This is a genomic window from Polynucleobacter kasalickyi, from assembly GCF_900176405.1.
GTDB lineage: Bacteria > Pseudomonadota > Gammaproteobacteria > Burkholderiales > Burkholderiaceae > Polynucleobacter > Polynucleobacter kasalickyi.
On record NZ_FWXJ01000003.1, the window covers coordinates 224861 to 251162 of the forward strand.

Sequence of the window (26302 nt, forward strand, 5' to 3'; positions counted from 1 at the left end):
ACATTATGCTGACATTTCAAGAAATTATTCTCACTCTCCAACAATATTGGAGCAACCAAGGTTGCACATTATTGCAGCCTGTCGACTTAGAAGTCGGCGCTGGCACTTCCCACACTGCTACATTTTTGCGTGCTATTGGTCCCGAACCTTGGAAGGCCGCCTACGTTCAGCCATCTAGAAGACCAAAAGACGGTCGTTATGGCGAGAACCCAAATCGATTGCAACACTATTATCAATATCAAGTGGTATTAAAACCTGCCCCAGAAAACATCTTAGAACTGTACTTAGGTTCTTTGGAAGCTTTAGGGCTTGATTTACAACAAAATGATATTCGTTTTGTTGAAGATGACTGGGAAAACCCCACCTTAGGTGCCTGGGGACTTGGCTGGGAAGTTTGGCTCAATGGGATGGAAATTACCCAATTTACCTATTTTCAACAAGTTGGTGGGTTAGATTGCAAACCTGTGTTGGGTGAAATTACTTACGGTATTGAACGATTAGCCATGTACTTGCAGTCTTGCGAAAATGTCTACCAACTGCAATGGACACCCGAAGTAAGCTATGGTGATGTATATCATCAAAATGAAGTGGAACAGTCTACTTACAATTTTGAGTATTCCAACACAAATTGGCTTTTTGAACAGTTCACCAACTACGAATCTGAAGCAAAGCGTTTAATGGCGATTCCTTTGGCTTTGCCAGCTTATGAGATGGTCTTAAAAGCCGCCCATACTTTTAACCTATTGGATGCGCGAGGTGCTATCTCTGTGACGGAACGGGCAGCATATATAGGTAGGATTCGTAACTTATCCAAACAAATTGCACAGGCATATTTTGATTCTCGTGAAAAATTAGGTTTCCCAATGCTGAAGAATAGCCTCCAAAAAAGGAGTGAAAAATAATGACTACAGCTCCTTTCCTCATCGAGTTATTAACGGAAGAACTACCTCCAAAGTCTTTAAAAAAATTAGGCGAAAGTTTTTCACAAAAGATTTTTGATCAACTAGGTCGGCAAGATCTTTTACCACCACTAGCTAGCTTTCAATCCTTTGCTTCCCCCAGAAGACTAGCTATTTTGATTGATCAAGTCTACGAAAAATCGAATGACAAGCAAGTCAAAGAGAAACTACTACCTGTTTCAATTGCGATAGATGCAAATGGGAACCCAACTCCGCCACTGCTAAAAAAATTAGCCTCACTCGGTATTTCAGAGCCGAAGCTAGACGAATTAGAGCAAATGGGTGAAGGGAAAAACGAGGCATTTTATATATCCTTAACAAAGCCTGGTATTACTTTAGTAGAGGGTGCTCAAGAAGCTCTCAGCGCTTCAATTGCCCAATTACCAATCGCCAAGACAATGCACTACCAATTAAATCCTGGTACGCCGGAAGAGGTGGCAGTCCAATTCGTAAGACCTGTACATGGTTTGATTGCCTTATTCGGCTCTGAAATTATTCCGCTAACAATCTTTGGTCTCAAAGCAAGAAACACCACCTTGGGTCATCGTTTTTTATCGAGTGGTGCCATTACAATTCCTAGTGCGAATGAATATGAAACTACTTTAATTAACCAAGGTAAGGTATTACCTAGTTTTACGGGGCGTTTAGAAAAAATCACGCAAGATTTAATCAGTACTGCGAATGGTTTTAATGTATTAATGCCGCAAAGTTTATTAGAAGAAGTAAATTCTTTAGTAGAGTGGCCAGCCGTCTATGCTTGTTCTTTTGAGGAAGAGTTTTTAGAGGTTCCTCAAGAGTGCCTGATCTTAACAATGCAAACAAATCAGAAGTACTTTGCTCTGACGGATGCCAATGGCAAATTAGTTAATCAATTTTTAATTGTCTCGAACATTGTTACTTCTACCCCGGAAAAAATTATTTCAGGGAATGAAAGAGTCGTGCGTCCTAGACTTTCAGATGCTCGCTTTTTTTACACACAAGATCGTAAACGAGCACTATTTGATCGAGTGCCTGAATTAGCTAAAGTGGTATATCACAATAAGTTAGGTAACCAATTAGAGCGAATTCAACGGATTGAAGTAATTGCAAAAGCGATTGCGAGTCACATTAGTTCTAGTCAAGACGAATTAGTCGCTCTATCTAGTCGTGCAGCGTTGATTATCAAAACCGATCTGCTTACTGATATGGTTGGTGAGTTCCCTGAGTTACAAGGCATCATGGGGACTTATTATGCAAACCATGATCAAGAACATCACGAAGTAGCGTTGGCCTGCTCCGAACACTATCTGCCGCGTTTTGCAGGCGACGGATTACCAAGCACGATGGTTGGAACTGTTTTAGCCTTGTCAGACAAACTAGAGACGATTGTCGGCATTTGGGGAATCGGCTTATCGCCAACGGGGGAAAAAGATCCTTTCGCACTAAGACGTCATGCATTAGGTGTTTGCAGATTGTTGGTAGAAAAAAATCTACCGCTCAATCTAATCACTTTATTAGACATCGTTAAATCAGCCTTCCACTTTGAAGAAGTTCAAAAAAACGCTGATTTAGGTACGATTACTAACTTTGTGATGGACCGCCTCAGATCCTATCTAAAAGAAAATAATGGCACAACCTATTCATCTGAAGAGGTTGAATCCGTCTTGGCGAATTGTGCTGGTGATTTGACCAAGCTGCCTGAAAAATTAAGTGCTGTTAGGGCTTTTTCACAAATGGAAATGTCTGGCGATTTAGCCAATGCCAATAAGCGTATTAGTAATATTTTGAAGAAAAATGATCTACCACTGCCAAATAAGGTAGATGTTTCTTTACTCGTCGCATCTGCAGAGAAAGAATTATTGGACCAAATGAACGCGGTTACTCCGCAAATTGATCAGGCAATGGCGGATGCTGACTTCACAAAATCCTTACAGCTCCTAGCGCAATTAAGTACTGCCGTTACTGGTTTTTTTGCAGATGTCATGGTCAACGATCCTGATTTGCAGCTTAGAGGTAATCGTTTGGCACTCTTAAATCAATTACATCAGCAAATGAGCCGGATTGCTGATTTAAGTCAGTTGGCAAAATGAAGACTTTAAACAACAACCTCATCATATTGGATCGGGATGGCGTCATCAATCTTGATAGCGATGATTACATTAAATCAGTCGACGAATGGGAAGCCATTCCAGGTAGTTTAGAGGCAATTGCCAAATTAAACCAAGCTGATTATAAAGTGGTCATTTGTACCAATCAGTCTGGAATTAGTCGCCGACTATATGATGTCGACACCCTCAATGCAATGCATGAAAAAATGTTTCGTCAATTAGCTCGTCACGGTGGTGAGGTCTCGGCGATTTTTTTCTGTCCCCATGTCAATGAGGATAACTGCAGTTGTCGTAAGCCGAAAATTGGCATGTATCAAGATATTATTCAGCGGTTTAGTTTACAAAATGACTTGAACGGTATCCCGGTAGTTGGAGATTCACTACGTGATCTTACTGGCGCAGTTCAGTTAGGTGCTGAACCTCATTTAGTACTTACCGGTAAAGGGAAGTTAACTAGAGAAAAAGGTGGTTTACCGCCTTACACAGCCATTCACGAGGATTTATCAGCCTTTGTTGCACATTTTTTGTTGGCTAAACAATGATAAGACTAAGATCAGGAATATTTTTTCTAGCCCTCGTGATCTTCACGATTTTTTATTCAACATCTTGTTTTATAGTATTCCCTTTTCTATCACTTACGAATCGTTACAACTATGTTCGTGGCTGGTCTGCAGGCATTCTTTGGTTATTAAAGGTAATTTGTAATATTACTTATGAAATCCGTGGCATGCAAAATGTGATTGCCAATCAAGAAAAGCCCGTGATTTTGCTTTCAAAGCATCAATCTGCGTGGGAAACCATTGCTTACATTTCTTTATTTCCTAAACAGTTATGCTACGTGTTCAAAAAAGAATTGCTAAAGATTCCTTTTTTTGGCTGGGCAATGGCGATGTTACGCATGATTCATATCGATCGTAGTCAGCGCGATAAGGCTGCGATTGCTGTTGCAGAACAAGGAAAAGTACGTTTGTCAGAGGGTTGCTGGATTATTATTTATCCCGAAGGTACGCGCGTTCCCGTGGGTAAACATATCCCTTATCAGAAGGGTGGGGCTAGACTCGCTGTAAGTACCCAAGCCAATGTTATTCCGATTGCCCATAATGCAGGTCATGTTTGGCCGAAGAATAGCTTCTTCAAGTACCCAGGACGTGTGACCCTTTCGATTGGGCCGCTAATGACTACCGAAAACAAGAATCCTTCATTAGTTTTGCGTGAAGTTGAGACTTGGATTGAAGCAGAAATGCGCGCAATTGATCCAGCCTCATATGCCTAAGGAAAGCGCTCTTCTTTAGGTAATTTAGCTAATTTGGTTGCCCACTCAAGATAGGTTTCAACAGGAATATTTTGCGCACGAGACTTTAAGGTATCAGCATCTAACTCTAAGAGATGTTTTAAATTACCAAGATTATTTGCTAACATTTTTCTGCGTTGCGAAAATGCTAAAGCGACTAATTTTTCCAATACGTGAAAGGTCTCCACGTCTATCTTCACATTCTTTTTTGGCCACATTGCAACAATTGCTGAATCTACCCTAGGCGGTGGTTCAAATGACTCAGGCGGCACCTCAAAACAATTTTCTAAATGGTAAACCGTTTGTAACATGACTGAAAGTCGGCTATATTCCGAATCGCCTGGAGCTGCGACCATTCGTTCCACGACTTCTTTTTGCAACATAAATACTTGTTCATCGACAAATTCAAGTGCGCTAATTAAATGAAATAGTAAAGGGGAAGAAATGTTATATGGCAAGTTACCAACCACCTTGATGCCACCTTGATTGCCTTGTGCAAGGGCATTTGATTTAGCGTTTTTAGCCCATTCATAAAAATTAAACTGTAAGGCATCAATAGCATGAATCGTTAATTTACTAATCTTCTTAGCTTCCCAAAAAGCAATTAAATCTCGATCAATTTCTACAACCTCAAGCCGACTAAGGTTGTCCAACAAAGGATATGTCATTGCTCCTGTGCCAGGACCTATTTCAATAATGTGATCATGAGACTTTGGTGCAATACGAGCAACTATCGAGCGAATAATGCCCTCGTCAGTTAGAAAGTGTTGACCGAATCGTTTACGTGTTTGATGTACCATTTTTTGCCAGTTCAAAGGCTAGTTCAATAGCGGAAATCATACTACCAATTTCTGCCTGTCTTTTACCAGCGATCAGTAAAGCTGTTCCATGATCAACTGAAGTTCTGATAATGGGCAGTCCGAGTGTTACATTAACGCCCTGACCAAAGCAAGCTAATTTAAATGGTGCCAGTCCTTGGTCATGATACATGGCGATAAAAGCATCAAGCTTGGGGAGTTGAGAAAGATCAAACAATGTATCTGCTGGATAAGGTCCAGAAACATCCATTGCCAAACTCTTTGCGTGCTCGATAGCAGGTTGAATAATATCAATTTCTTCCATCCCCAAATGACCGCCTTCTCCAGCATGGGGATTGAGACCAGTTACTTTCAATGTCGGCTGAGGGATCCCAAATTGATCTTTTAGCGTTTGATGAACAATTTGTATTGTCTCGACAACGGCCTCAAAGGTCATAGCATCTGGGACTTCACGCAAAGGCAAGTGGGTGGTTACCAAGGCTACTCGAAAATTTTCTGCTTGGTTAGGTGCTATAGAATTTTTACCGCATAACATCATTACCACGCGCTTAGTATGCGTTTTTTCTGCAAGATATTCCGTATGTCCTGTAAATTCAATCCCAAAATCATTAATGATACTTTTTTGTAATGGTGCAGTAACCATTGCATTAAAGTCACCAGCAATACAAGCATCGATGGCACTGTCTAATAGTTTTAAAACGTAAGGAGCGTTCTTTGCGTTCAACGTTCCAGCAATATTTTGATCGACGAGTGGAATATGTTGAATGCGTAAACGATTACCAATCAAAGGATCAATAGTCGTCTCCATTTGAAATTCTGTAAATAAAGATTGATCACCTAGAATCGTAATATTTACTTCTGGAACCAGTCGTAAAAATTCAAGTGCTCCAAAAAAACTCACCTCTGGACCGATACCTGCTGGCTCTCCGGAAGTAATGACGAGGTGAATTGGCGTGGTCAAAATTATTTTTCAGGGGCAAAGGGAGGGCGCAACTCGATAGTTGCGTTATCTCTTAACTCACGAACCCAATCTTGGTAAGTTTGATCCAATCGTTCTTGTCTTAAAGTATTTTTAGCATATTCTTTTTGTTGGCTAAAGGTGATTTCTTTGGACTGCTTGTTCATCACTTGTAATATGTGCCACCCATAACTTGTTTGAAAAGGCTCAGTAACTGAATTAGGTTTAGTGTTCTTGAGTGCAAAATCAAACTCTGGCATCGTTTGACCTGCAGAAATCCAACCGATGTAACCAGAATTAGCGCCGGTATCTTTATCATCCGAAAACTTTTTTGCTAAGTCTCCAAAATCTGCATTTTTCGATTCCACCTGAACTTTGTAAGCTTTTATTTTTCTTTCTAAATCTGTGTCGCTAACGCCAGGTTTTTTAGCCAGCATTAAATGACGCACTTCAAATTGCTCCACTTGAATCGATTGACCCAAAGTAATTTCTGGACCGGTTGAAGCTTGAGCTCCGACTTTTCCACCTTTGCGATCTAATAATTTAACGATGTGGAAACCAGCGGAAGTTCTTAAGACCGAGGGTACCAAATCGCCAGCTTGTAATTTAGCGGTTGCATCAATAAAAAGTTGTGGCAAACGATCAAGAGTTCTATATCCTAAATCTTGTACCTTCACTGTTTTATCAACCTGGACTAAGCGATTGACAAAGTTGATGTATTCTTTTTCGTTTTTCACTTGTTGGAAAATGTCGTCAGCTTTAACTTTGGCTGCGTTGATCTCTGATCTAGAATCTGTATCTTTTGTAGGTACTAAAATTTGCGAAATATATAAAGTTTCTGGCACGTTAGGGCTAGCTGTTGGGGCTGGAGTTGAGCTTTGATTATTGTTTAATCTAGAAGCAATGTAGTCATTGACTTCTGAATCAGTGACTTTAACTCTACTTTCAACTAATCGCTCACGAAACCTGGTAATCAAAATATCTCTTCTTAAAGTCTCTTTGAATTTTTGAAAAGATTGGCCATTGCTTTCAAGAGACTGTTGGAATTCAGCCGCAGTCATTTTTCTTTGATTGAAAACATTATTTAAGATGGCATCATATTCGAGGTCACTAATCTTAAAGTTTGCGTAGGTAGCTTCTTGGTAAATGACACTTTCCTCGATGAGTTTATCAAACACCGTTTGAATTAAAACATCCTCTGGGGGTAATGGTCTCTTGGCTTCATTGATTTGTTTTTTAACGAGTTCAATTCGATCTTTTAAATCTTTAAGAGTAATGACTTCACGATTCACCGTAGCAAGCACGCGATCTATCTCATTCTTGTCAATGCTAAGATTCATTGAACTTGTGCGTTCAGGTGGGGCTTCGGGAGCCTCTGGAGGAGGCACTGGCTTCACATTTTTGGCGCTAGGTTTGCTTGCTGGTTTTGTAACTTCTGCTGCGAAAACTGCAACCGAATAAAAGGCGCCAATCATCAACACTGAAAGAAGTGCATTTAATAGGCATTTTTTAGGCATTCGAGTCATAACAATCCAATAATGTAATTTTGATTTGATTTTAAATGGTAATTAAGAAATTCCCTATTCATAAGATTCAAACCTTGATAAAGGCAAGGGCTTTTGATCGACAGGTATATACCCAGGAATATTCAATCTCATAATATCAATAGGATTGTTACCAAAACCGCTTAATCCCTTGAACTCTAATTGGAAAAAGATTTGACTCGTTGAAACTTGAGAGGTGTTCACAAAGCGATTAATTGCAACACGAAATGCCCAACAGTCTTGGTCGTATTCAAACCCCGCCAAGGTATTTAAGGTTTGACCTGTCACCTGATCGAAATTCCACCGACCAATACCATATAGCGTTCTTGTTATGGGCCATTGTCCAGATAACTCATATTGATAGATTGTGGTGGTCATTGCGGAAGGCTCAAAGTTATATCGATAACTTGCATTTAACATTTTCCTTGGTGCAGGACGCCAGCTAGCAGTAATTGAAGATTGCACAATTCGATTCAAGTTTTGATTGAACTCGCTAGCAGCATCTAAATTAATATTTCCGTCTAAGCGGGTAGCAGCACCAATTAATAAGTCCGAATAAGAAGGAACCACCGCTTGATCACCATACAACCCTACTCGCTGTCCTGAAATATCAAAACGCTGTGCAATAACTCCACGAATACGTTCAACACCGGTTTCTGCCTCTAAAATTTTGGCAGTAAAACCAGCTGTTACTTTATTATTATCTGCTACACGATCGTTACCAACAAAGGTATTTTCGGCAAAAATTTGTGCGATACCAAAACCTGCTGAGGCAGTATCAAACAGTGGAATTTTGGTTTGATCCACATAAGGTGTGTAGACATATAAGATTCTTGGTTCAATACTTAGTAAAATATTTTTACCAAAAATCGATTTCAGTTCTGGGGCATCTCGTTCAAAGAACATTCCAGAATCAAGGCTAAGGGTAGGCACCGCGAAGCTCTGTGTCATGCCTGGGTAATTGTTATTGCCTTGCATGCTGTAGTTGTTTGCTCGGATACTAATTTTAGGGGTGATGTAATACCCAGGATCAACAAATGGCAAACTGACTCCGGTATTAATGAATGCTCTGTCAGATGAAAAATAACCTCGATTTGGAATTGCATAACCTGGAGCATCTAAAGCCCCGCTATAAGTGAACCGCGTCACATTACCAACAAAACTGACGGATGTTCCAAAATAATCTAGGTTTTTATACGTCGCACTAATTTCCGGTTCACGATCATATGGTGCCAACACTAAATTATTTGGGTCTGGTTGTAAAGTCTGAAACTTTTGAACTCTGGCTAAGATATTCCAACCATTGATATAGTAATTAACGCCGGCTTCTTGATTAAATTGTCGAGTAATTGCCTGCCCTTGCGTTCTAGCTAGATCATCTGCATAAAAGTCATCTGACACTCTACTGATATTGGCATAAGCATTGAGGCCAGGGGAAACCAATTGTTGATGACGCAGGGTATACGCCCAACGATTCGACTGCAAAATAGCGTCGCTAGGCAAATATTCAGCTTGAATAATGCCAGAATAACTCGGCTCTAAGTATCGATATTCACCACCGAGCTGTTCGCCACGCTTGGACATGTACCTTGGGTAAATGGTTAAGTCTCGATTTGGCGCAATATTAAGATAATAAGGTGCCGTAATGTCTAAACCAGAATTGGAGTTGATACCAGCTGTTGCCGTTAAAAAACCGGACCTACGCTCGTTTCCCATTGGAAATGAATAGTAAGGTAAATATAGCAAAGGGGTGTCGAAAAAATGTAGTATCCCATCTTTGCCAGTAGCATCATCTTCTGATTGATCAATCAACATCGAGCTAGAGGAAAAGTACCAATCTAAATTTTCTGGACTGCAGGTAGAGTAAGTCGGTTTCGTGAGATAAGTTCGGTTACGGTCCAGGAAGTCTGCCCGTTGTGCACGACCAGAAGATCGATTGTCTCTGAACTCATAGACGGGTTCTTCAACCCAACCTTCTTTTGCATCTAACTTAAATTCGGATTTTGGGCCCGTAAAGCTGGCATTTTTTTTACGTAATAGCGTATTTCCAGTAACTTTTACAGTGTCCGTATCGATATTGTAGGTAATTTCATCGCCTTTAAGAACAATGCCATTTTTTCGTATTTCAGCATTTTCTTTTAAAACGATATCACGCTCGCTCACGCCATCAATGGTCTTGCTCTTAGAAAAAGTAATTGCTTTATCATCAGTTTGATCGTCATGTTCTACCAGCTTATCATCTAGTATTAGCGATAATGGCTTCGTGGTAACCTTGGTTTGAGCTTGTTTTAAAACGATATCACGCTCGCTCACGCCATCAATGGTCTTGCTCTTAGAAAAAGTAATTGCTTTATCATCAGTTTGATCGTCATGTTCTACCAGCTTATCATCTAGTATTAGCGATAATGGCTTCGTGGTAACCTTGGTTTGAGCTTGAATAGCTTCAGACCAGCCTAAAACTAGACAAAGAAAGATCGCTACCCCAAAATAGGTGGTAGAACTTTGATATTCTTCAGATAGGCTGGGGTATGATTTTGACATTAAACTCTCTAACCTACCTATTATACGAATCAATTATGCCGAATACACGACTTCACAAATTAAACCAATGGTTAGGATCATTACCTGAAAATTTAAAGCTTGATTTATCCTCAATTCAGGCCGCCTCGAGTGATGCGAGTTTTAGACAATATTTTCGAATTTTGACCAACCGTGAAGATTGTCCAAGTCTTATTATCATGGACGCGCCGGTAGATAAAGAGGATCTTAGGCCATTTCTCAATGTCGCCCAACTTTTATCGGCAGCCGACTTAAACGTTCCGAAAATTTTTCATATAAATCAAGAGGATGGCTTCCTTTTATTGAGCGATCTTGGGAACACTACCTATTTATCAGTACTGAACCAAAATACGGCAAATCATCTCTATCAAGAGGCTAATTTGGCTTTGGTTCAAATGCAAACGAGAGCAGATGCAAGTCAACTGCCACTGTATGATGAAGCCCTTTTGCAACGGGAAATGGACCTTTTTCCAGAATGGTATTTAGGTAAACATTTAGATTACAAGCTCAGTGAGGCAGAATCTAAGTCCCTTGGTTTGATTTTTCAACAGTTAAATCAAAATATCTTGGCACAACCTCAGGTTTTTGTGCATCGTGACTTTCACAGTCGAAACTTAATGGTGACACCAACCAATAATCCTGGCATTTTAGATTTTCAAGATGCGGTTAAGGGAGCAATCACTTATGATTTAGTCTCTTTATATCGGGATGCCTACATTCAATGGGATGAAGAACAACAAGTCGATTGGGTCATTCGTTATTGGGAATTAGCCCGTAAAGCACATTTACCGGTCCATGCAGATTTTGGGGATTTTTATCGGGATTTTGAATGGATGGGTCTACAAAGGCATTTAAAAGTACTAGGAATTTTTGCCAGGCTATATCATCGTGATGGCAAAGATGGGTATCTGAAAGATATTCCCTTGGTTTTAGAATACGTGGAAAAAGTGGCCCAACGTTATATTGCATTTAAGCCATTAATTAGAATATTAGACGCCTCCAGAAAATTTGTGCGCCCTGACGGATTTACTTTTTAAATGATGCATCTATTTCACGCTAATATCCCTGTAATGATTCTTGCCGCTGGTCGAGGGGAAAGAATGCGGCCATTAACGGATGAATTACCAAAACCATTACTCAAAATCCATGGCAAAAGCCTACTGGAGTACCATCTCGAGGGCTTGAGTAATCATGGCTTCCAACGGGTGGTCATTAATCATGCATGGCTTGGACACCTGATTGAAAATACACTCCAGGACGGACAACAGTTTCAATTAAATATTGCCTACTCCCCAGAAGTAACTGCATTAGAAACTGCTGGAGGGATTGCTCAGGCACTCCCCTTACTCAATCCCGAGGATTACTTTTTAGTAGTGAACGGTGATGTATTTGCGCCGGACTTTCCTTTTCACAGAGTAATTGATCTCGTTGAACAATTCCGAGCCGATATTGATCAAGATGCCCCTGCCTTGATGGCTTACTTATTTTTGGCGCAAAATCCAAGTCACCACCCGAAAGGGGATTTTTACCTCAATCCCCCTTATATTTTTTCGGATGATCAATTAGAGAATAATGCCCTATCTCAAAGAAAATATACTTTTAGTGGGATTGGTATTTACCATAAAGATTTATTTCAATCGATAGCACCTGGCTCTGTTGCGCCCCTAGCACCTTTACTAAAAAAAGCCATGGGTGCGATGTTGGTTGAAGGCGAATTATTAAAAACCCCTTGGCATGATGTGGGAACACCGGAAAGACTTTTAGAACTAAATCAAAAAAGATGAAAAGCCAATTAACTCCTCCTAAAGAACTCTTTCTAGCTAGACGCAATGCGCTTGTTCAGCGAATCCGCTCTATTTCAGATAGTAGTATCGTAATTCTCAATACGGCTCAAGAAGTAGCGCGTAATCGAGATAGCGAATTCGCTTACCGTCACGATAGTGATTTTTATTACTTAACAGGGTTTATGGAGCCAGAGGCTTTTTTAGTCATTCAAATAAAAGGTGGTGAAACTATCACTCACTTATTTTGTCGGCCCAAAGATCTTGAACGGGAAATTTGGGATGGAATTCGCCTCGGTCCAGAGGCAGCCCCGAGTCAACTAGCAATCGATCACGCACATTCGATTGAGGATTTAAATAGCAAGATGCCTGATTTAATCGCTGGATTTGACCAAGTTTTTACTAGAAATCATGCTGATACACTCATGGATGGGCATTTACGGCGATGGAATGGAGAGCTAGCAAAAAAAGCGCGTTTAGGTATTTCTAAACCAAGTACTTTTCATGATGTTGAATCTATAGTTCATGAGTTGCGCCTCTTTAAAGATGCTCAAGAAATTGCCATCATGCAACAAGCAAGTTGGATTAGTTCTCAAGCGCATCTTGCCGCAATGAAACGGTCTACTCCAGGACTCAAAGAATATCATCTAGAAGCTGACATTCTTTACACATTTAGAAATCATGGCTCCGAATCGGTTGCATACAACAGCATTGTTGCAGCTGGCGAAAATGCTTGCGTTTTACATTACCGCGCTGGGGATAGCACTTTACAAGATGGTGACCTCTGCTTGATTGATGCGGGATGTGAGTTATTAGGTTATGCGGCAGACATTACTAGAACTTTCCCAGTAAATGGCAAATTTAGTCCGGCCCAAGCGCAAGCCTATAACATTGTTTTAGCTGCCCAAGAAGCGGCAATTGCCAAGTGCCGAGCAGGGGAAAATTTCCAAGCGCCCCATGAGGCTGCACTTAAAGTCTTGACGCAGGGTTTATTCGACATGGGCGTTTTGAACTATCAGCAACACGGTTCTTTAGAAAGTGCGATCGAAAACAAAGCGTTCCAACCTTATTACATGCATCGCACCAGTCATTGGCTAGGAATGGATGTGCATGATGTCGGCTCTTATCGGGAGCCGCATGACCCTAACAAAGCTTGGCGAATTTTAAGGCCTAATATGGTTCTTACAGTAGAGCCTGGCTTGTACTTTAGACCAAGTAAAGAGATTCCTCCTGAATTTTGGAATATCGGGATTCGTATTGAGGATGACGTTGTTATCACTACAGATGCACCGATGATCTTAACCAGAGATGTACCTGTGAAGATTGAGGACATTGAAGCGTGGATGGCAAAATCCTCCTAAAATCGATAGATGGAAAACACTTTCAATACACATCATAGGCACACTCCCAACATTGCTATTCTTGGTGCTGGTCCGATTGGACTAGCTTGTGCTATTTTGCTGCTTGAACGAAATCCAGATTTACATTTGGATTTGTTTGATAAATTTCCTGAGTCGAATGATCCGATTACCCAAGGGGATGAACGCGGTATTGCCATCTCAGAAGGATCAAAACAATTACTAGACTCCATTGGGGCATGGCATTTAGAGGCTCCAGCCATTCATGAAGTGCATATTTCTCAGCGGCATCATTTTGGCCAAACGGTCATTCGTAGAAATGAACTTGGGAAAGATGCTTTAGGTTATATCGTCCGTTATAAAGACATTCATTTACAACTTCGGTTACGTTTAAAGGCGCTAAGAGCAACATCTCCTCATTTTAATTGGCAGTTTTCCTCAACTCGGCGTGATTTTTTAGAGATGCCCGACACCACTTGTTGTATTCATGCAGAGGGCGGACTCTTTCACGAACAAACAGCCAAAGACAGACGCTCAGATTATGATCAGTCCGCTTTAATCGGTTGGGTTGAGACAAAAAGTATTGCTGAAAACATCGCCTGGGAACGCTTTACCGCCGAAGGACCATTAGCTTTACTACCTCATCACCTTGGCAAAAATGCTCGTAATTTAGTTTGGTGTGCTTCCCCAAGTCGAATAGAGGAATTAAAACAATTAGGCTCAGCAGAATTTTTATTAGCTCTGCGAGAGGCATTTGGTTTGCCGGTTGGGGAGTTTTTACAGATTCACGACAGGCGAAGCTATCCACTCGGCTTAAACATCCGAGAGCGCATTATTGACCAGCATCACGTTTGGATTGGTAACGCCGCACAAACCCTCCATCCCGTTGCAGGTCAAGGCTTAAATTTAGGTTTAAGAGACGCGGCTACTTTGTCGCAATGTTTAGGACCTGTTTATTTACATCCTCTGGAAAAACAAGCAGCTCATCTAGCCATAGCCTTGGCCCATTACGCAAAGTTAAGAGAAAAAGATCGACGAGCTACGATTCGATTAACGGATTTAATGGCTAGAGTATTTGCCACAGATTTAGCCCCTGTTGTCATCGCTAGAGGAATGGCATTATCGATGTTGCAATGGCTTCCTCCTGTAAAAAGTGCGATTGCCAAACAAATGATGTTCGGTCAACGCTAAGCTCTCATACTGCCCAATTTTTAGGCAAATTGGTACTTTTATGATAAAGTCTCACATTCTAGATTTTTCTTAATCACCAACATTTTCGATTGTCGCCATTTTGCAGATTGGACCACACACTCTTTCTAATCGATTATTTGTTGCCCCAATGGCAGGTGTAACTGATCGTCCATTTAGGCAGCTTTGTAAGCGTTTAGGCGCTGGTTATGCGGTGTCAGAAATGATTGCTTCGAATGCCATGCTTTGGAATAGTGAAAAGACCCTCAGGCGAGCAAATCATCAGGGAGAGGTCAATCCCATCGCCGTGCAAATTGCCGGCGCTGACCCGGAGATGATGGGTCGTGCTGCTATCCTAAACGTAGAACGTGGTGCTCAAATTATTGATATCAATATGGGGTGTCCTGCCAAGAAAGTATGTAATGTGGCTTCTGGTTCAGCACTTCTGCAAAATGAACCTCTAGTAGAAAAAATTTTGCAAGCGGTGGTGCATGCTGTAGGTTATCCCAATGGCAACATTCCTGTTACCTTGAAAATTCGAACTGGTTGGGATAGGGAACATAAAAATGCGATTCGTATCGCAAAAATTGCCCAAGACTGCGGTATTTCAATGCTAACTATTCATGGTAGAACTAAAGCTGATTTGTATCATGGGGAAGCGGAGTACGAAACCATTGCGGCCGTGAAAGCTGAAATCAACATTCCAGTGGTAGCAAATGGAGACATTAACTCTCCGGAAAAAGCGAAGCATGTTTTGGAGTACACCAAAGCAGACGCCATCATGGTAGGACGGGCAGCTCAGGGAAGGCCTTGGATTTTTCGAGAAATAGACTATTTTTTATCGACTGGAAAATATCTAAGCGCCCCCACAATAGCTGAAATTTCTCAAATCATGGAAGAACATCTTTTAGAGCATTATGAATTTTATGGCGAATATGTTGGTTTAAGAACAGCTCGGAAACATATTGGTTGGTATTGCAAAGGGTTGCGGAACTCGCATGATTTTAGGCATCACATGAATACCATTGAATCTTGCAGTGAACAATTAACTGCAGTGAAAAACTATTTCTTAGAATTAGCCCAGTACTCAACACATATTGAGTATTTGGAGGCTGCTTAACTAGAGCTATTGTCAATGCCCAATTCAAAAAAACATCCTGTTAGTGAGGTTATTGAGATTCATTTGCAAAGATATCTCGATGATCTTGGTGAGATTCCTCCCAACAACATTTATCCAATGGTCTTGGCTTTTATTGAAAAACCTGTTTTAGACCTGGTTATGAAGCATGCCAACCAAAATCAATCTCTTGCGGCTAAATATTTGGGCATGAATCGTAATACATTGCATAAAAAACTTGTTGAACACGGCCTTATTTCTAATTAATTTTTTTTATTTACTTTCCTGGAATACTTATGATTCAAACCGCTCTCATTTCAGTTTCTGATAAATCTGGTATCGTTCCTTTTGCTCAAGCGCTTCACGAGAGAGGTATTCAACTGATTTCAACTGGTGGCACAGCAAAATTACTCGCTGAAAATAATTTACCGGTCATCGAGGTTTCTGAAATTACTCAGTTTCCTGAAATGTTAGATGGTCGCGTTAAAACACTTCACCCAATGGTGCATGGCGGTTTATTGGCACGTCGAGATGACCCAAAACATTTAGCTGCGCTAGAAGCTCACGGTATCAAAACCATTGATATGTTAGTGATTAATTTATATCCGTTTGAGAAAACGATTGCCCAAGCTGAATGTAGTTTTGAGGACGCCATTGAAAATATCGATATTGGTGGTCCAGCAATGTTACGTGCTGCCGCTAAAAATCATCAAGATGTTACTGTTCTCATTTCTCCAGAAGATTATGCGGAAGTGTTAGCTGAAATGACAGCGAATCAAAATCAAGTTTCATTTCAGACCAATTTCCGTTTAGCGAAAAAAGTTTTTGCCCATACAGCTAGATATGATGGGGCAATTGCCAACTACCTATCTTCTTTGCCAGAAAGCCTAGAACACACAGCTAGATCGAACTATCCTCAGACCTTACAAGTCAGCTTTAACCGTGTACAAGAGTTACGTTACGGAGAAAACCCTCACCAATCAGCTGCCTTCTACCAAGATGTTCACCCGATTCCAGGAGCTTTAGCGAATTTTGTTCAATTGCAAGGTAAAGAACTGTCCTATAACAATATTGCAGATGCAGATGCTGCTTGGGAATGTGTCAAAAGTTTTGGTAATACATTACAAGATGGTGTTCCGGCCTGTGTGATTGTGAAGCATGCGAATCCTTGTGGAGTAGCGGTTGCAACCTCAGCTGTTGAGGCCTATCAAAAAGCTTTTAAGACCGATCCAACTTCGGCATTTGGTGGGATTATTGCCTTCAACCGTCCTTGCGACGAAATCTGTGCTCAAGCAGTCACCAAGCAATTTGTGGAAGTTCTGATTGCGCCAAGCTTTACGAAAGAAGCACTGGCCATCTTATCTAGCAAACAAAATGTACGTGTTCTGCAAATTGAGTTAGCAGAAACAGTTAATGCCTTTGATCTCAAACGCGTTGGCGGTGGACTACTAGTTCAAACTCCTGATGTAAAAAATGTTCAGGAAAGTGAATTGACCGTGGTCTCAAAACGAATTCCAACGCCGCAAGAAATGACAGACATGTTATTTGCATGGCGAGTTGCTAAATTTGTGAAGTCAAACGCAATTGTGTTCTGTGCCAATGGGATGACTTTAGGGGTTGGAGCAGGTCAAATGAGCCGGATTGATTCAGCAAAAATTGCAGGTATTAAAGCGCAAAATGCTGGACTGAGCCTCACTAATTCAGCAGTAGCAAGTGATGCGTTCTTCCCATTTAGAGATGGACTTGATGTGGTTGTAGCAGCAGGTGCTACCTGTGTCATCCAACCGGGTGGCAGTGTCCGAGATGATGAAGTAGTACAGGCGGCAAATGAGCATGGTATTGCAATGGTCTACACCGGCACGCGTCACTTTAGACACTAATAGAATGCGCATCGTAGGAATTGATCCTGGGCTTCGTATTACTGGTTTTGGTGTGATTGAATTTGATCAGCAACGACTAAAATATATCGCCTCAGGAGTCATCAAAACCTCCAATGACAAAGAATCTAACAGCGAACGCCTAGGGACGATTTTTAATAGTGTGACTGAAGTAATTACCACTTATCAGCCAGATATCTCCTCCATAGAACAAGTTTTTGTTAACATTAATCCCCAGTCCACCTTAGCGCTTGGCCAAGCGCGAGGTGCAGCCATTGCTGCCCTCGTTTGTCAAAAACTACCCGTTTACGAATTCAGCGCTTTACAGGTCAAGAAGAATGTCGTGGGTTCTGGTCATGCAAAAAAAGAGCAAGTTCAAGAAATGGTTCGCCGATTACTGAGCCTAAAGTCAGCGCCGAGTAAAGATGCCGCTGATGCACTTGCTGTGGCAATTTGTGCAGCACATCACCATCAGATGAATCTACAAATACAAAAATCATCTAAACTTAAGTAATATTTAACCAAAAGGTAAATGGATGATTGGTCGCATACAAGGTCTTTTAATACAAAAAAATCCTCCTCGGATTCTAGTGGATTGCCACGGTGTTGGATATGAGATTGATGTGCCGATGAGCACTCTGTATCAATTGCCAGAAAATGGTCAGCAAGTTACTTTACTCACTCATTTTGTGGTTCGCGAAGACGCTCAACTCTTATTTGGTTTTGCGACAGAATCTGAGCGTGAAGCGTTTAAAACACTGATCAAAATTAGTGGTGTTGGGGCTAGAACAGCTTTGGCCATTCTTTCTGGCATGAGTGTTGCTGATATCGCACAGGCCGTTGCCTTGCAGGAAAGTGCTCGGCTCACAACCGTCCCCGGCATTGGCAAAAAAACTGCTGAGCGACTACTGCTTGAATTAAAAGGTAAATTTAGTGTTGATTCCTCATCAAGCGCAGGTGCTAGCAGTGGTGTTTCTGGTAATAGCAATGCCAGTGAAATCTTGCAAGCGCTCTTAGCCTTAGGCTATTCGGATAAAGAGGCGGTGCTTGCTCTAAAAAATACTCCGGCAGAATTAAGTGTCTCTGACGGGATTCGTATGGCTTTAAAAACCTTATCAAAAGGTTAATCAGTTGATTGACTATTCAGATACACTATCTCCATGAGTATTCACACAGACGAATTAGAAACCATCCCTGAGCCATCACGTGGGGCCAAAGACCGCATCATCGAACCATTTGCATCTACTGAAGAGAATGTCGTAGAGAGAGCATTACGACCAAAGCAGTTAGAAGAATATATTGGTCAACAAAAAGCGCGTGAGCAATTAGAGATTTTTATCTCAGCTGCAAAAAATCGTTCTGAAGCCTTAGATCATGTCTTGTTATTTGGACCTCCAGGACTTGGTAAAACCACTTTGGCTCATATTATTGCCAAAGAACTTGGTGTGAACTTAAGACAAACCAGCGGTCCTGTGCTCGATCGTCCGGGTGATTTGGCGGCCTTACTGACCAACTTGGAAGAAAATGATGTGCTGTTTATTGATGAGATTCATCGTCTCTCGCCAGTTGTTGAAGAAATTCTTTATCCTGCCTTAGAAGACTACAGTATCGACATCATGATTGGTGAAGGTCCAGCAGCTCGCAGTGTCAAGTTAGATCTCAAACCTTTCACCTTAATTGGCGCCACCACGAGAGCTGGGATGTTAACGAATCCTTTACGGGATCGTTTTGGTATTGTGTCTCGGTTAGAGTTTTATACGCATGCTGAACTCAGCGAGATTGTAAAACGCTCATCCAAACTACTAGGTGCAACTATTGCCCCAGATGGTGCTAATGAAATTGCCAAACGTGCCCGAGGCACCCCTAGAATTGCTAACCGCTTGTTAAGAAGAGTACGTGATTATGCACAAGTTAAAAGTGATGGTGTGATTACGGCCGAAATTGCTGATAAGGCTCTGTTAATGCTAGATGTTGATCCGGTAGGGTTTGACATTATGGACCGAAAATTACTAGAAGCGATTCTTTTTAAGTTCTCTGGTGGTCCGGTTGGCCTCGATAACTTAGCTTCTGTCATTGGTGAAGAAAAAGATACGATTGAAGATGTCATTGAGCCTTACTTAATTCAGCAGGGCTATTTGCAAAGAACGCCAAGGGGAAGAATCGCTACCCGCCTAGCTTATGGACACTTTGGTTTAACGATGCCCAATAGCAATGGTAACGATTCAGGTACGCTCGATTTGGATGAGTTACGGTAAATCCCAAGAAACTGATTTGGGGAAACTTTGGCGGTCAATTTCGTCTAGGGCGTCACCTTGTAAGTGACTTGTATCACCCCAGCTTAAAATTTCAAAATTTTCGCCATCAAATACGAGTCGATTTAAACTGGTATTGAGCAGCTCAATTTTTCTTTTTTCTGATAGATCAATTTTTGCTGCCTCTCGGTAAATACAATCTAATACCCCACCGTGAGCAACTATCAAAATAGTTTGTCCCAGATGACGTTTGGCAATTTGTTTTACGCCTAGAACGACGCGATCATAAAACTGTTGCAAGCTTTCACCGTCTTTGGGTTGAAAGTTTGCATTACGAGTCACCCAAGCATGATAGTTTTCAGGGTGAGTCTGTTCAATTTCGGCGTAGGTCTTTCCTTGTATTTCACCGTAACATCGCTCGCGCAGTAGAGCATCCTGTTGCACCTCTAATTGATGATGATGGGCGATTGTTTTTGCTGTATCAAAAGCACGCGACAAGTCACTGGCATAAGCGGCCTGAATATGCTCTTTGGCTAATACCTTTGCGAGTAAATTTGCTTGTTCAATACCAATGGAATTTAATCCAATATCTAGATAACCTTGCAAACGCTTTTCGCGATTCCAGTCTGTTTCACCATGCCGAATGAGAAGAATATTTGCCACAAAATGTCCTTGTTTAACTTAAATGAATCTTTGCGAATTTGCGCTTACCAACTTGCAGTACAAATGTGCCCGCATCTACTTTGAGAGCGCGATCTGTAATCACTACTCCGTCAATTCTGACACCCCCTTGCTCAATATTTCGATTAGCCTCTGTTGCAGAAGGTGCCAAGTTGGCTTGTTTAATTAATTGTGCAATACCGATTGGCGCGCCTGAAATTGAAACTTCAGGAATATCATCTGGAATACCACCTTTTGCTCGGTGATTAAAGTCTTCTAAAGCTTTATCTGCATCCGCACTACTATGAAAGCGCGTGACGATTTCTTGCGCTAAGATCACTTTTGCCTCTTTCGGGTTACGGCCTTGGGCAACTTCATTTTTGAGGGCTTCAATTTCTTGTAAGGATTTAAAGGATAGTAAAGTAAAGTAACTCCACATCAGTTCATCCGAAATGCTCAGTATCTTGCCGAACATTTCTCCGGGATTTTCACTAATACCGATATAGTTACCCTTCGATTTACTCATCTTATCTACGCCGTCTAATCCAACGAGAAGTGGCATCGTCAAAATACATTGAGGTTCTTGGCCGTATTCTTTTTGTAACTCTCTGCCAACTAATAAGTTAAATTTTTGATCCGTTCCACCCAACTCTAAATCGCTTCTTAATGCGACTGAATCATATCCTTGCATTAATGGATATAAAAATTCGTGCACAGAAATTGGAATGCCGCCTTTAAATCTTTTTGTAAAGTCATCCCGCTCTAACATTCGAGCAACTGTATATCTAGAAGCTAACTGAATCATCCCAGCAGCTCCTAGGGGCTCAGACCATTCAGAGTTATAACGTATTTCAGTTTTTTCAGGATTTAAAATTAAACTTGCTTGCCGATAATAGGTTTGAGCATTGAGGGCAATTTCTTCTTTAGTTAATGGTGGGCGAGTAATGTTTCGACCTGAGGGGTCGCCAATCAGACTCGTAAAATCGCCGATCAGAAAAATGACAGTGTGACCTAAATCTTGTAGTTGACGTAGTTTATTCAAGACAACGGTATGACCCAAGTGAATATCAGGGGCAGTAGGATCTAAACCTAGTTTAATTCGAAGTGGCACCTTGGTGGCGGCACTTTTTGCTAATTTCGCCAACCACTCTGTTTCGACCAATAATTCCTCACATCCTCGCTTTGTTTGTTCAAAGGCAGCTTGAACTTCAGGTGTTATAGGATATTTCGCAGCTACGGCAGAAAGAATTGTAGCGGGAGTTTCAGTTGAATTTATACTAGTCATACGCACTTTTTCTTTAAAAAGATTTTCAAAATAACTGCTATTTTCGCATTATTAATCGCACACTCACTATTTAAGTATTTATGCCCTCCTCATTTTTCCAAAAGACCTCCAAATACTTCATTGGAATCATGTCCGGAACAAGTTTAGATGGCGTAGATTGTGTCTTATCTACCATTCAATCAGATGGTAAATGTGCGTTTATTGCTCATGTCAGCAGAGACTACACTCCTGAAATGCGTGCAAAGTTTTTAACTTTGCAGCAAGCAAGTGACAATGAGTTAGATCTTGAAGCACATTGTGCCAATGATTTAGCAATTGAATACGCTCTCGCGGTTCAACAGTTATTAGCACAAGCTGGCCTTGCCTCTGAGGAAATTATGGCAATAGGTGCTCACGGACAAACAATTCGTCATCAACCATCAAAGCAACGGCACTTAGCCTATACTTTGCAGAGCTTAAATGCTGCTTTACTTGCTGAACTTACCCAGATCAATGTGATTAGCGATTTTCGAAGTAGAGATATTGCAGCAGGCGGGCAAGGAGCCCCTTTAGTCCCAGCGTTTCATGCCGCCCAATTTAAGTCAGATGCGCCGATTGCTGTTCTTAATTTAGGTGGAATCGGTAATTTGACCCTGCTTCAACCTAACGCGCCTATTTTAGGGTTTGATACAGGCCCTGCCAATGTTCTTTTAAATGATTGGATTGCAAAGCATTTACAGTTACCGTTTGATGAAAATGGTTCTTGGGCCAGATCGGGTAAGGTCATACCGGATATACTTCAATCGATGATGCAGGAATCGTTTTTCTATGATCCCATACCCAAAAGTACCGGTCGTGATCTTTTCCATATGGCATGGTTAACCCAACAGCTACCAGTCGGATTGGCAATAAAACCAGAAGATATTCAAGCTAGTTTAGTTGAGCTGTCTGCAACATCTATCGCTCTTCAACTGCACAATTATTTACCCAATTGTGCAGAGTTAATTACTTGTGGAGGTGGTGTGCGGAATCAATATCTGATGGAAAGGATTGAGGCATGTTGCCTCGAGCTCATGCCAACAATGATGTTTGCAAATACCAATAAATACCAAAAAGATCCTCAAACGGTTGAGGCTCTTGCTTTTGCTTGGTTTGCTTGGTGTTTCACAGAGGGATTGCCGGCAAACTTGCCTAGCGTGACAGGAGCAAAAGCACCTAGAATTCTAGGCGCCTTGTACCCTAAATAGTTATCTTCTTAAATTAAGCGGAGAAAGAAGATCCACAACCACAAGTCGTCGTTGCATTCGGATTTTTAATCACAAATTGAGAACCATTGATGTCTTCTTTGTAATCAATCTCAGCGCCTACTAAATACTGAAAACTCATCGAATCAACCAACAAAGTTACGCCATTTTTTGAGAACTCTGTATCGTCTTCATTGACATCTTCATCAAATGTAAAACCATATTGGAATCCAGAGCATCCTCCACCTTGCACGAAAACGCGCAATTTAAGTGCTGTATTGCCTTCTTCAGCAATTAAATCAGCCACTTTATCAGCAGCACTATCAGTAAAAATAATTGGTACTGGTGGCTCTTCCATTGACTCTACAACGTTTTGAACTGTGCTCATTTTTTACTCCTCAATCAATATTTCTATATTCTAGGCTTAAATTACCGTATTTACAGTAAGGTTATTTTATCAATTACGGCATGAGGGCAATTTGTTGCAGCCCCATATCCTCTGGCAAGCCAAACATCAAGTTTAGACATTGGATTCCTTGTCCGGAAGCGCCCTTCACTAAATTATCCTCCACCACCAAGATAACCAATGTATCTGCACCACCTGGGCGATGTACGGCAATCCGTAACTGATTACTACCTCTGACAGACCTTGTTTCAGGGGTACTACCGGCCGGCATCACATCAACAAAGGGTTCGTTCGCATAAAAATCCTCAAATAACTTCTGAAAGTCTACATCGAACGCTTCCGGCAGAATTCGTGCATATAGGGTGGAATGGATGCCCCGAATCATTGGCACCAAATGGGGTACGAAAGTAAGCTTAATATCATCATGTCCCGCAATGGCTTTTAAACCTTGTTCAATTTCCGGTAAATGTCTGTGTCCTTTGACGCCATATGCTTTGAAGTTATCGCTCGCTTCCGCTAGGAGCGTTCCCACTTCAGCCTTTCTACCTGCACCAGATACACCAGACTTTGAGTCTGAGATTAAATATTTTGTATCAATGAATCTTTTACCACCCGTTAATCTAGGGCTAATTAATGGTGCAAAACCAAGTTGCACGGAGGTCGGGTAACAGCCAGCAAGGCCGATAACTCGCGCAGTTTTAATTTTTTCGCGGTTAATCTCCGCTAATCCATAGATTGCTTCTTTCAGAATATCCGGACATTGATGCGGCATACCATACCATTTTTCAAATTCAGCAGTATCTTGTAATCTAAAGTCAGCTGCTAAATCGATGATTCTTACGCCAGCTGCTAGTAACTCTTTTGCCTGAGCCATTGCCACACCATGGGGTGTTGCAAAAAAGACAGCATTACACTGATCTAGTTTCGCATCCTCTGGAGTACTAAAGGCAATATTGACTCGCCCCCGTAACGAAGAATACATTTCGGATACGGGCATACCCGCTTCTTTACGAGAGGTAATTGCAGTTAATTCGACTTCTGGATGCTGAGCTAGCATGCGAAGTAACTCAACCCCTGTGTACCCTGTTCCACCTACGATACCGACCTTAATCATGATATTTCCTAAAATTATAAGATTTACCTTATTTTATCAAGCCTAGGTGACAAAATGTACACGTCGCATTAGACAAAAAATAATGATAAAAAAAACCGCATAAGCTATTTGACTTATACGGTTTTTTAACAAACTCAATAACCATTGAATGGATACATTCAATGGCATCACTCTTTGCCTTAACAAAGAGTGTGTCGATAAAAAATTAACGCTTACTGAACTGTTTGCGACGACGCGCGCCACGTAAACCAACTTTTTTACGTTCAACTTCACGAGCATCACGTGTAACAAAACCAGCTTTTGATAAAGTCGGCTTGAGTGTGTTGTCATAATCAATCAATGCGCGAGTAACGCCATGACGAACAGCACCAGCTTGACCAGTCTCACCACCACCGGAAACGTTTACTTTAATGTCAAAAGTTTCGCCATGGTTTGTTAAGATCAAAGGTTGACGAGCAATCATACGTGAAGTTTCACGAGAAAAATACTCATCAATTGGCTTACCGTTTACAACGATTTCGCCTTTTCCAGATTTAATAAAAACACGGGCAACAGAACTTTTGCGCCGACCGGTTCCATAATTCCAATTTCCAATCATGACCGCTCCTTAAATTTCAAGCACGCTTGGCTGTTGAGCCGCGTGTGGATGGTTATCATCGCCATAGACTTTTAATTTCTTAATCATAGCGTAGCCGAGAGGGCCTTTTGGCAACATGCCTTTAACAGCTTTTTCCAAAACACGTCCTGGAAATTTAGCTTGCATCTTGTCGAAATTCGTTTCATAGATACCGCCTGGGTATCCACTGTGACGGTAATAGGTTTTTTGCAAACCTTTGTTACCAGTAACGCGCAATTTGGCAGCATTGATTACAACAATGTAATCTCCAGTGTCAACGTGTGGAGTAAATTCGGGTTTATGCTTGCCGCGCAGACGGTGTGCCACTTCACTGGCGACACGACCGAGAACTTTGTCTGTTGCGTCAATCACGAACCATTCATGCTTCACCTCATGGGATTTAGCGGAAAAAGTTTTCATGATTACTTTCTTTAAATTGTAAGTCCAATAATGCCTAAGTTACTCATCAAATCGGCCTTGCTTATCCTTGCACGCTCTCATTTCAAAATAGCTTAGGTAATGCATTTCCCCTAGGACTGAAGTAGGGAATCGATAATTATAACAAAAAAAAGCCCAGAGGTAAACTCTGGGCTATGAATTCCACCTTTGTTTGGGTGGAGGAGACATCTGTAGCAGTAAAATTGAACTAACTTAGGTTTAATATTAACTTATTCTTAATAATACTTAAATTAATTCATGCAATGGATTCATTATATATTAGGGTAATCACTAGGTAAAGTCTTTTATTCAAATTTTTATTGAAAGTGCAATATGGAATGCAAGGTTAGTTGGATGGGTGTTGAGGGAATGAGCTTTTCTGCAGAAGTCGGTAGCGGGCATCTTGTGAATATGGATGGAGCGCCAGAGGCTGGTGGTAGAAATTTAGCACCAAGGCCTATGGAGCTCTTACTAGCAGGAGCCGGTGGATGTACTGCATTTGATGTTGTCATGATTTTAAAGAAAGCTAGGCAAGATATTCGTGGTTGCGAAGTTAAACTCAGTGCAACTCGGGCTGAAGAAGATCCTAAAGTATTTACAAGTATTCACATGACTTTTGTTGTGACAGGGAAAAATCTCGATTTAAATCGGGTTCAAAAGGCGGTTGACCTTTCGCATGACAAATACTGTTCAGCCACGATCATGTTAGAAAAGACGGCAGCAATTACTCATAGCATCGAAATTAAAGAAATTTAGAACCGAAAAACAGCT

General features: G+C 41.2%; 26 protein-coding genes. 16 read left to right on the top strand and 10 right to left on the bottom strand.

The genetic code is table 11. The annotated features are described in order from the left end of the window. Positions 1 to 5: 5 nt before the first annotated feature. Genes glyQ through B8983_RS04475 form a run of 4 tightly spaced genes read left to right on the top strand, consistent with a single transcriptional unit; the run spans position 6 to position 4319 of the window. Entirely contained in the window at positions 6 to 902 is an 897-nt protein-coding gene (gene glyQ / locus B8983_RS04460) for a glycine--tRNA ligase subunit alpha (protein WP_084282920.1), read from the top strand. Beyond that, positions 902 to 3028, top strand: a complete 2127-nt coding sequence (gene glyS, locus B8983_RS04465) for a glycine--tRNA ligase subunit beta (protein WP_084282921.1) — start codon at positions 902 to 904, stop codon at positions 3026 to 3028. Before glyQ ends, glyS begins: the two co-directional genes overlap by 1 nt. Next, complete coding sequence (gene gmhB / locus B8983_RS04470) at positions 3025 to 3588, top strand: D-glycero-beta-D-manno-heptose 1,7-bisphosphate 7-phosphatase (RefSeq protein WP_084282922.1); 564 nt, start codon at positions 3025 to 3027, stop codon at positions 3586 to 3588. The genes glyS and gmhB overlap by 4 nt, the downstream gene beginning before the upstream one ends. Next, positions 3585 to 4319 carry a lysophospholipid acyltransferase family protein gene (locus B8983_RS04475; RefSeq protein WP_084282923.1) on the top strand — a complete coding sequence of 245 codons (735 nt, stop codon included), beginning with the start codon at positions 3585 to 3587 and terminating at the stop codon, positions 4317 to 4319. The genes gmhB and B8983_RS04475 overlap by 4 nt, the downstream gene beginning before the upstream one ends. Here B8983_RS04475 and rsmA read toward each other — a convergent pair. The 4 genes from rsmA to lptD are packed head-to-tail and all read right to left on the bottom strand — an operon-like array spanning position 4316 to position 10198. Beyond that, positions 4316 to 5137, bottom strand: coding sequence for a 16S rRNA (adenine(1518)-N(6)/adenine(1519)-N(6))-dimethyltransferase RsmA (rsmA, locus tag B8983_RS04480; protein ID WP_084282924.1), 822 nt, complete (start codon positions 5135 to 5137; stop codon positions 4316 to 4318). The genes B8983_RS04475 and rsmA overlap by 4 nt on opposite strands. After that, complete coding sequence (gene pdxA, locus B8983_RS04485; protein ID WP_143736093.1) at positions 5118 to 6116, bottom strand: 4-hydroxythreonine-4-phosphate dehydrogenase PdxA; 999 nt, start codon at positions 6114 to 6116, stop codon at positions 5118 to 5120. Before pdxA ends, rsmA begins: the two co-directional genes overlap by 20 nt. 2 nt (positions 6117 to 6118) lie before the next feature. Next, positions 6119 to 7639: a peptidylprolyl isomerase gene (locus tag B8983_RS04490; RefSeq protein ID WP_084282926.1), complete on the bottom strand. Its 1521-nt coding sequence runs from the start codon at positions 7637 to 7639 to the stop codon at positions 6119 to 6121. Between the two features lie 54 nt (positions 7640 to 7693). Then, on the bottom strand, positions 7694 to 10198 hold the full coding sequence (gene lptD, locus B8983_RS04495; protein ID WP_084282927.1) for an LPS-assembly protein LptD: 2505 nt from the start codon (positions 10196 to 10198) through the stop codon (positions 7694 to 7696). Positions 10199 to 10233: 35 nt separating this feature from the next. Between lptD and B8983_RS04500 the strand changes: the two genes are divergently transcribed. From B8983_RS04500 to ruvB, 10 genes are all read left to right on the top strand, one after another. Beyond that, positions 10234 to 11253, top strand: coding sequence for an aminoglycoside phosphotransferase family protein (locus tag B8983_RS04500; protein WP_084282973.1), 1020 nt, complete (start codon positions 10234 to 10236; stop codon positions 11251 to 11253). Beyond that, positions 11254 to 12000, top strand: a complete 747-nt coding sequence (gene murU, locus B8983_RS04505; RefSeq protein ID WP_234986891.1) for an N-acetylmuramate alpha-1-phosphate uridylyltransferase MurU — start codon at positions 11254 to 11256, stop codon at positions 11998 to 12000. Beyond that, positions 11997 to 13358, top strand: a complete 1362-nt coding sequence (locus B8983_RS04510; RefSeq protein ID WP_084282928.1) for an aminopeptidase P N-terminal domain-containing protein — start codon at positions 11997 to 11999, stop codon at positions 13356 to 13358. The genes murU and B8983_RS04510 overlap by 4 nt, the downstream gene beginning before the upstream one ends. Positions 13359 to 13367: 9 nt before the next feature. Then, positions 13368 to 14546: an FAD-dependent monooxygenase gene (locus tag B8983_RS04515; protein ID WP_084282929.1), complete on the top strand. Its 1179-nt coding sequence runs from the start codon at positions 13368 to 13370 to the stop codon at positions 14544 to 14546. Between the two features lie 100 nt (positions 14547 to 14646). After that, complete coding sequence (gene dusB, locus B8983_RS04520) at positions 14647 to 15663, top strand: tRNA dihydrouridine synthase DusB (protein ID WP_084282930.1); 1017 nt, start codon at positions 14647 to 14649, stop codon at positions 15661 to 15663. Between the two features lie 15 nt (positions 15664 to 15678). Then, positions 15679 to 15927, top strand: a complete 249-nt coding sequence (locus B8983_RS04525; protein WP_084282931.1) for a helix-turn-helix domain-containing protein — start codon at positions 15679 to 15681, stop codon at positions 15925 to 15927. Between the two features lie 29 nt (positions 15928 to 15956). Beyond that, complete coding sequence (gene purH / locus B8983_RS04530) at positions 15957 to 17540, top strand: bifunctional phosphoribosylaminoimidazolecarboxamide formyltransferase/IMP cyclohydrolase (RefSeq protein ID WP_084282932.1); 1584 nt, start codon at positions 15957 to 15959, stop codon at positions 17538 to 17540. Between the two features lie 4 nt (positions 17541 to 17544). Beyond that, positions 17545 to 18051: a crossover junction endodeoxyribonuclease RuvC gene (gene ruvC, locus B8983_RS04535; RefSeq protein WP_084282933.1), complete on the top strand. Its 507-nt coding sequence runs from the start codon at positions 17545 to 17547 to the stop codon at positions 18049 to 18051. 22 nt (positions 18052 to 18073) lie between these two features. Next, positions 18074 to 18664: a Holliday junction branch migration protein RuvA gene (gene ruvA / locus B8983_RS04540; RefSeq protein ID WP_084282934.1), complete on the top strand. Its 591-nt coding sequence runs from the start codon at positions 18074 to 18076 to the stop codon at positions 18662 to 18664. Between the two features lie 33 nt (positions 18665 to 18697). Then, a complete protein-coding gene (gene ruvB, locus B8983_RS04545; RefSeq protein ID WP_200806866.1) occupies positions 18698 to 19792 on the top strand; it encodes a Holliday junction branch migration DNA helicase RuvB in 1095 nt (364 codons plus the stop codon). On the opposite strand, the gene B8983_RS04550 is transcribed toward ruvB, so the two are convergent. After that, positions 19784 to 20452, bottom strand: coding sequence for a histidine phosphatase family protein (locus B8983_RS04550; protein ID WP_084282935.1), 669 nt, complete (start codon positions 20450 to 20452; stop codon positions 19784 to 19786). The two genes, ruvB and B8983_RS04550, sit on opposite strands and share 9 nt — an antisense overlap. Positions 20453 to 20465: 13 nt before the next feature. After that, a complete protein-coding gene (tyrS, locus tag B8983_RS04555) occupies positions 20466 to 21734 on the bottom strand; it encodes a tyrosine--tRNA ligase (protein WP_084282936.1) in 1269 nt (422 codons plus the stop codon). Between the two features lie 80 nt (positions 21735 to 21814). On the opposite strand from tyrS, the gene B8983_RS04560 reads away from it, so the two are divergent. Further along, positions 21815 to 22960, top strand: a complete 1146-nt coding sequence (locus tag B8983_RS04560; protein ID WP_084282937.1) for an anhydro-N-acetylmuramic acid kinase — start codon at positions 21815 to 21817, stop codon at positions 22958 to 22960. A 13-nt stretch (positions 22961 to 22973) separates the two neighbouring features. On the opposite strand, the gene erpA is transcribed toward B8983_RS04560, so the two are convergent. The 4 genes from erpA to rplM form a co-directional block, all read right to left on the bottom strand. Then, positions 22974 to 23345, bottom strand: coding sequence for an iron-sulfur cluster insertion protein ErpA (gene erpA, locus B8983_RS04565; RefSeq protein WP_084282938.1), 372 nt, complete (start codon positions 23343 to 23345; stop codon positions 22974 to 22976). 73 nt (positions 23346 to 23418) lie between these two features. Next, positions 23419 to 24477 (bottom strand): N-acetyl-gamma-glutamyl-phosphate reductase, encoded by a 1059-nt coding sequence (gene argC / locus B8983_RS04570; RefSeq protein WP_084282939.1) that lies wholly within the window; start codon positions 24475 to 24477, stop codon positions 23419 to 23421. A gap of 205 nt (positions 24478 to 24682) precedes the next feature. Then, positions 24683 to 25075, bottom strand: coding sequence for a 30S ribosomal protein S9 (rpsI, locus tag B8983_RS04575; RefSeq protein ID WP_084282940.1), 393 nt, complete (start codon positions 25073 to 25075; stop codon positions 24683 to 24685). A gap of 9 nt (positions 25076 to 25084) precedes the next feature. Further along, positions 25085 to 25513, bottom strand: a complete 429-nt coding sequence (rplM, locus tag B8983_RS04580) for a 50S ribosomal protein L13 (RefSeq protein WP_084282941.1) — start codon at positions 25511 to 25513, stop codon at positions 25085 to 25087. A gap of 351 nt (positions 25514 to 25864) precedes the next feature. On the opposite strand from rplM, the gene B8983_RS04585 reads away from it, so the two are divergent. Next, positions 25865 to 26287: an OsmC family protein gene (locus B8983_RS04585; protein WP_084282942.1), complete on the top strand. Its 423-nt coding sequence runs from the start codon at positions 25865 to 25867 to the stop codon at positions 26285 to 26287. The last annotated feature ends 15 nt before the right edge of the window (positions 26288 to 26302 follow it).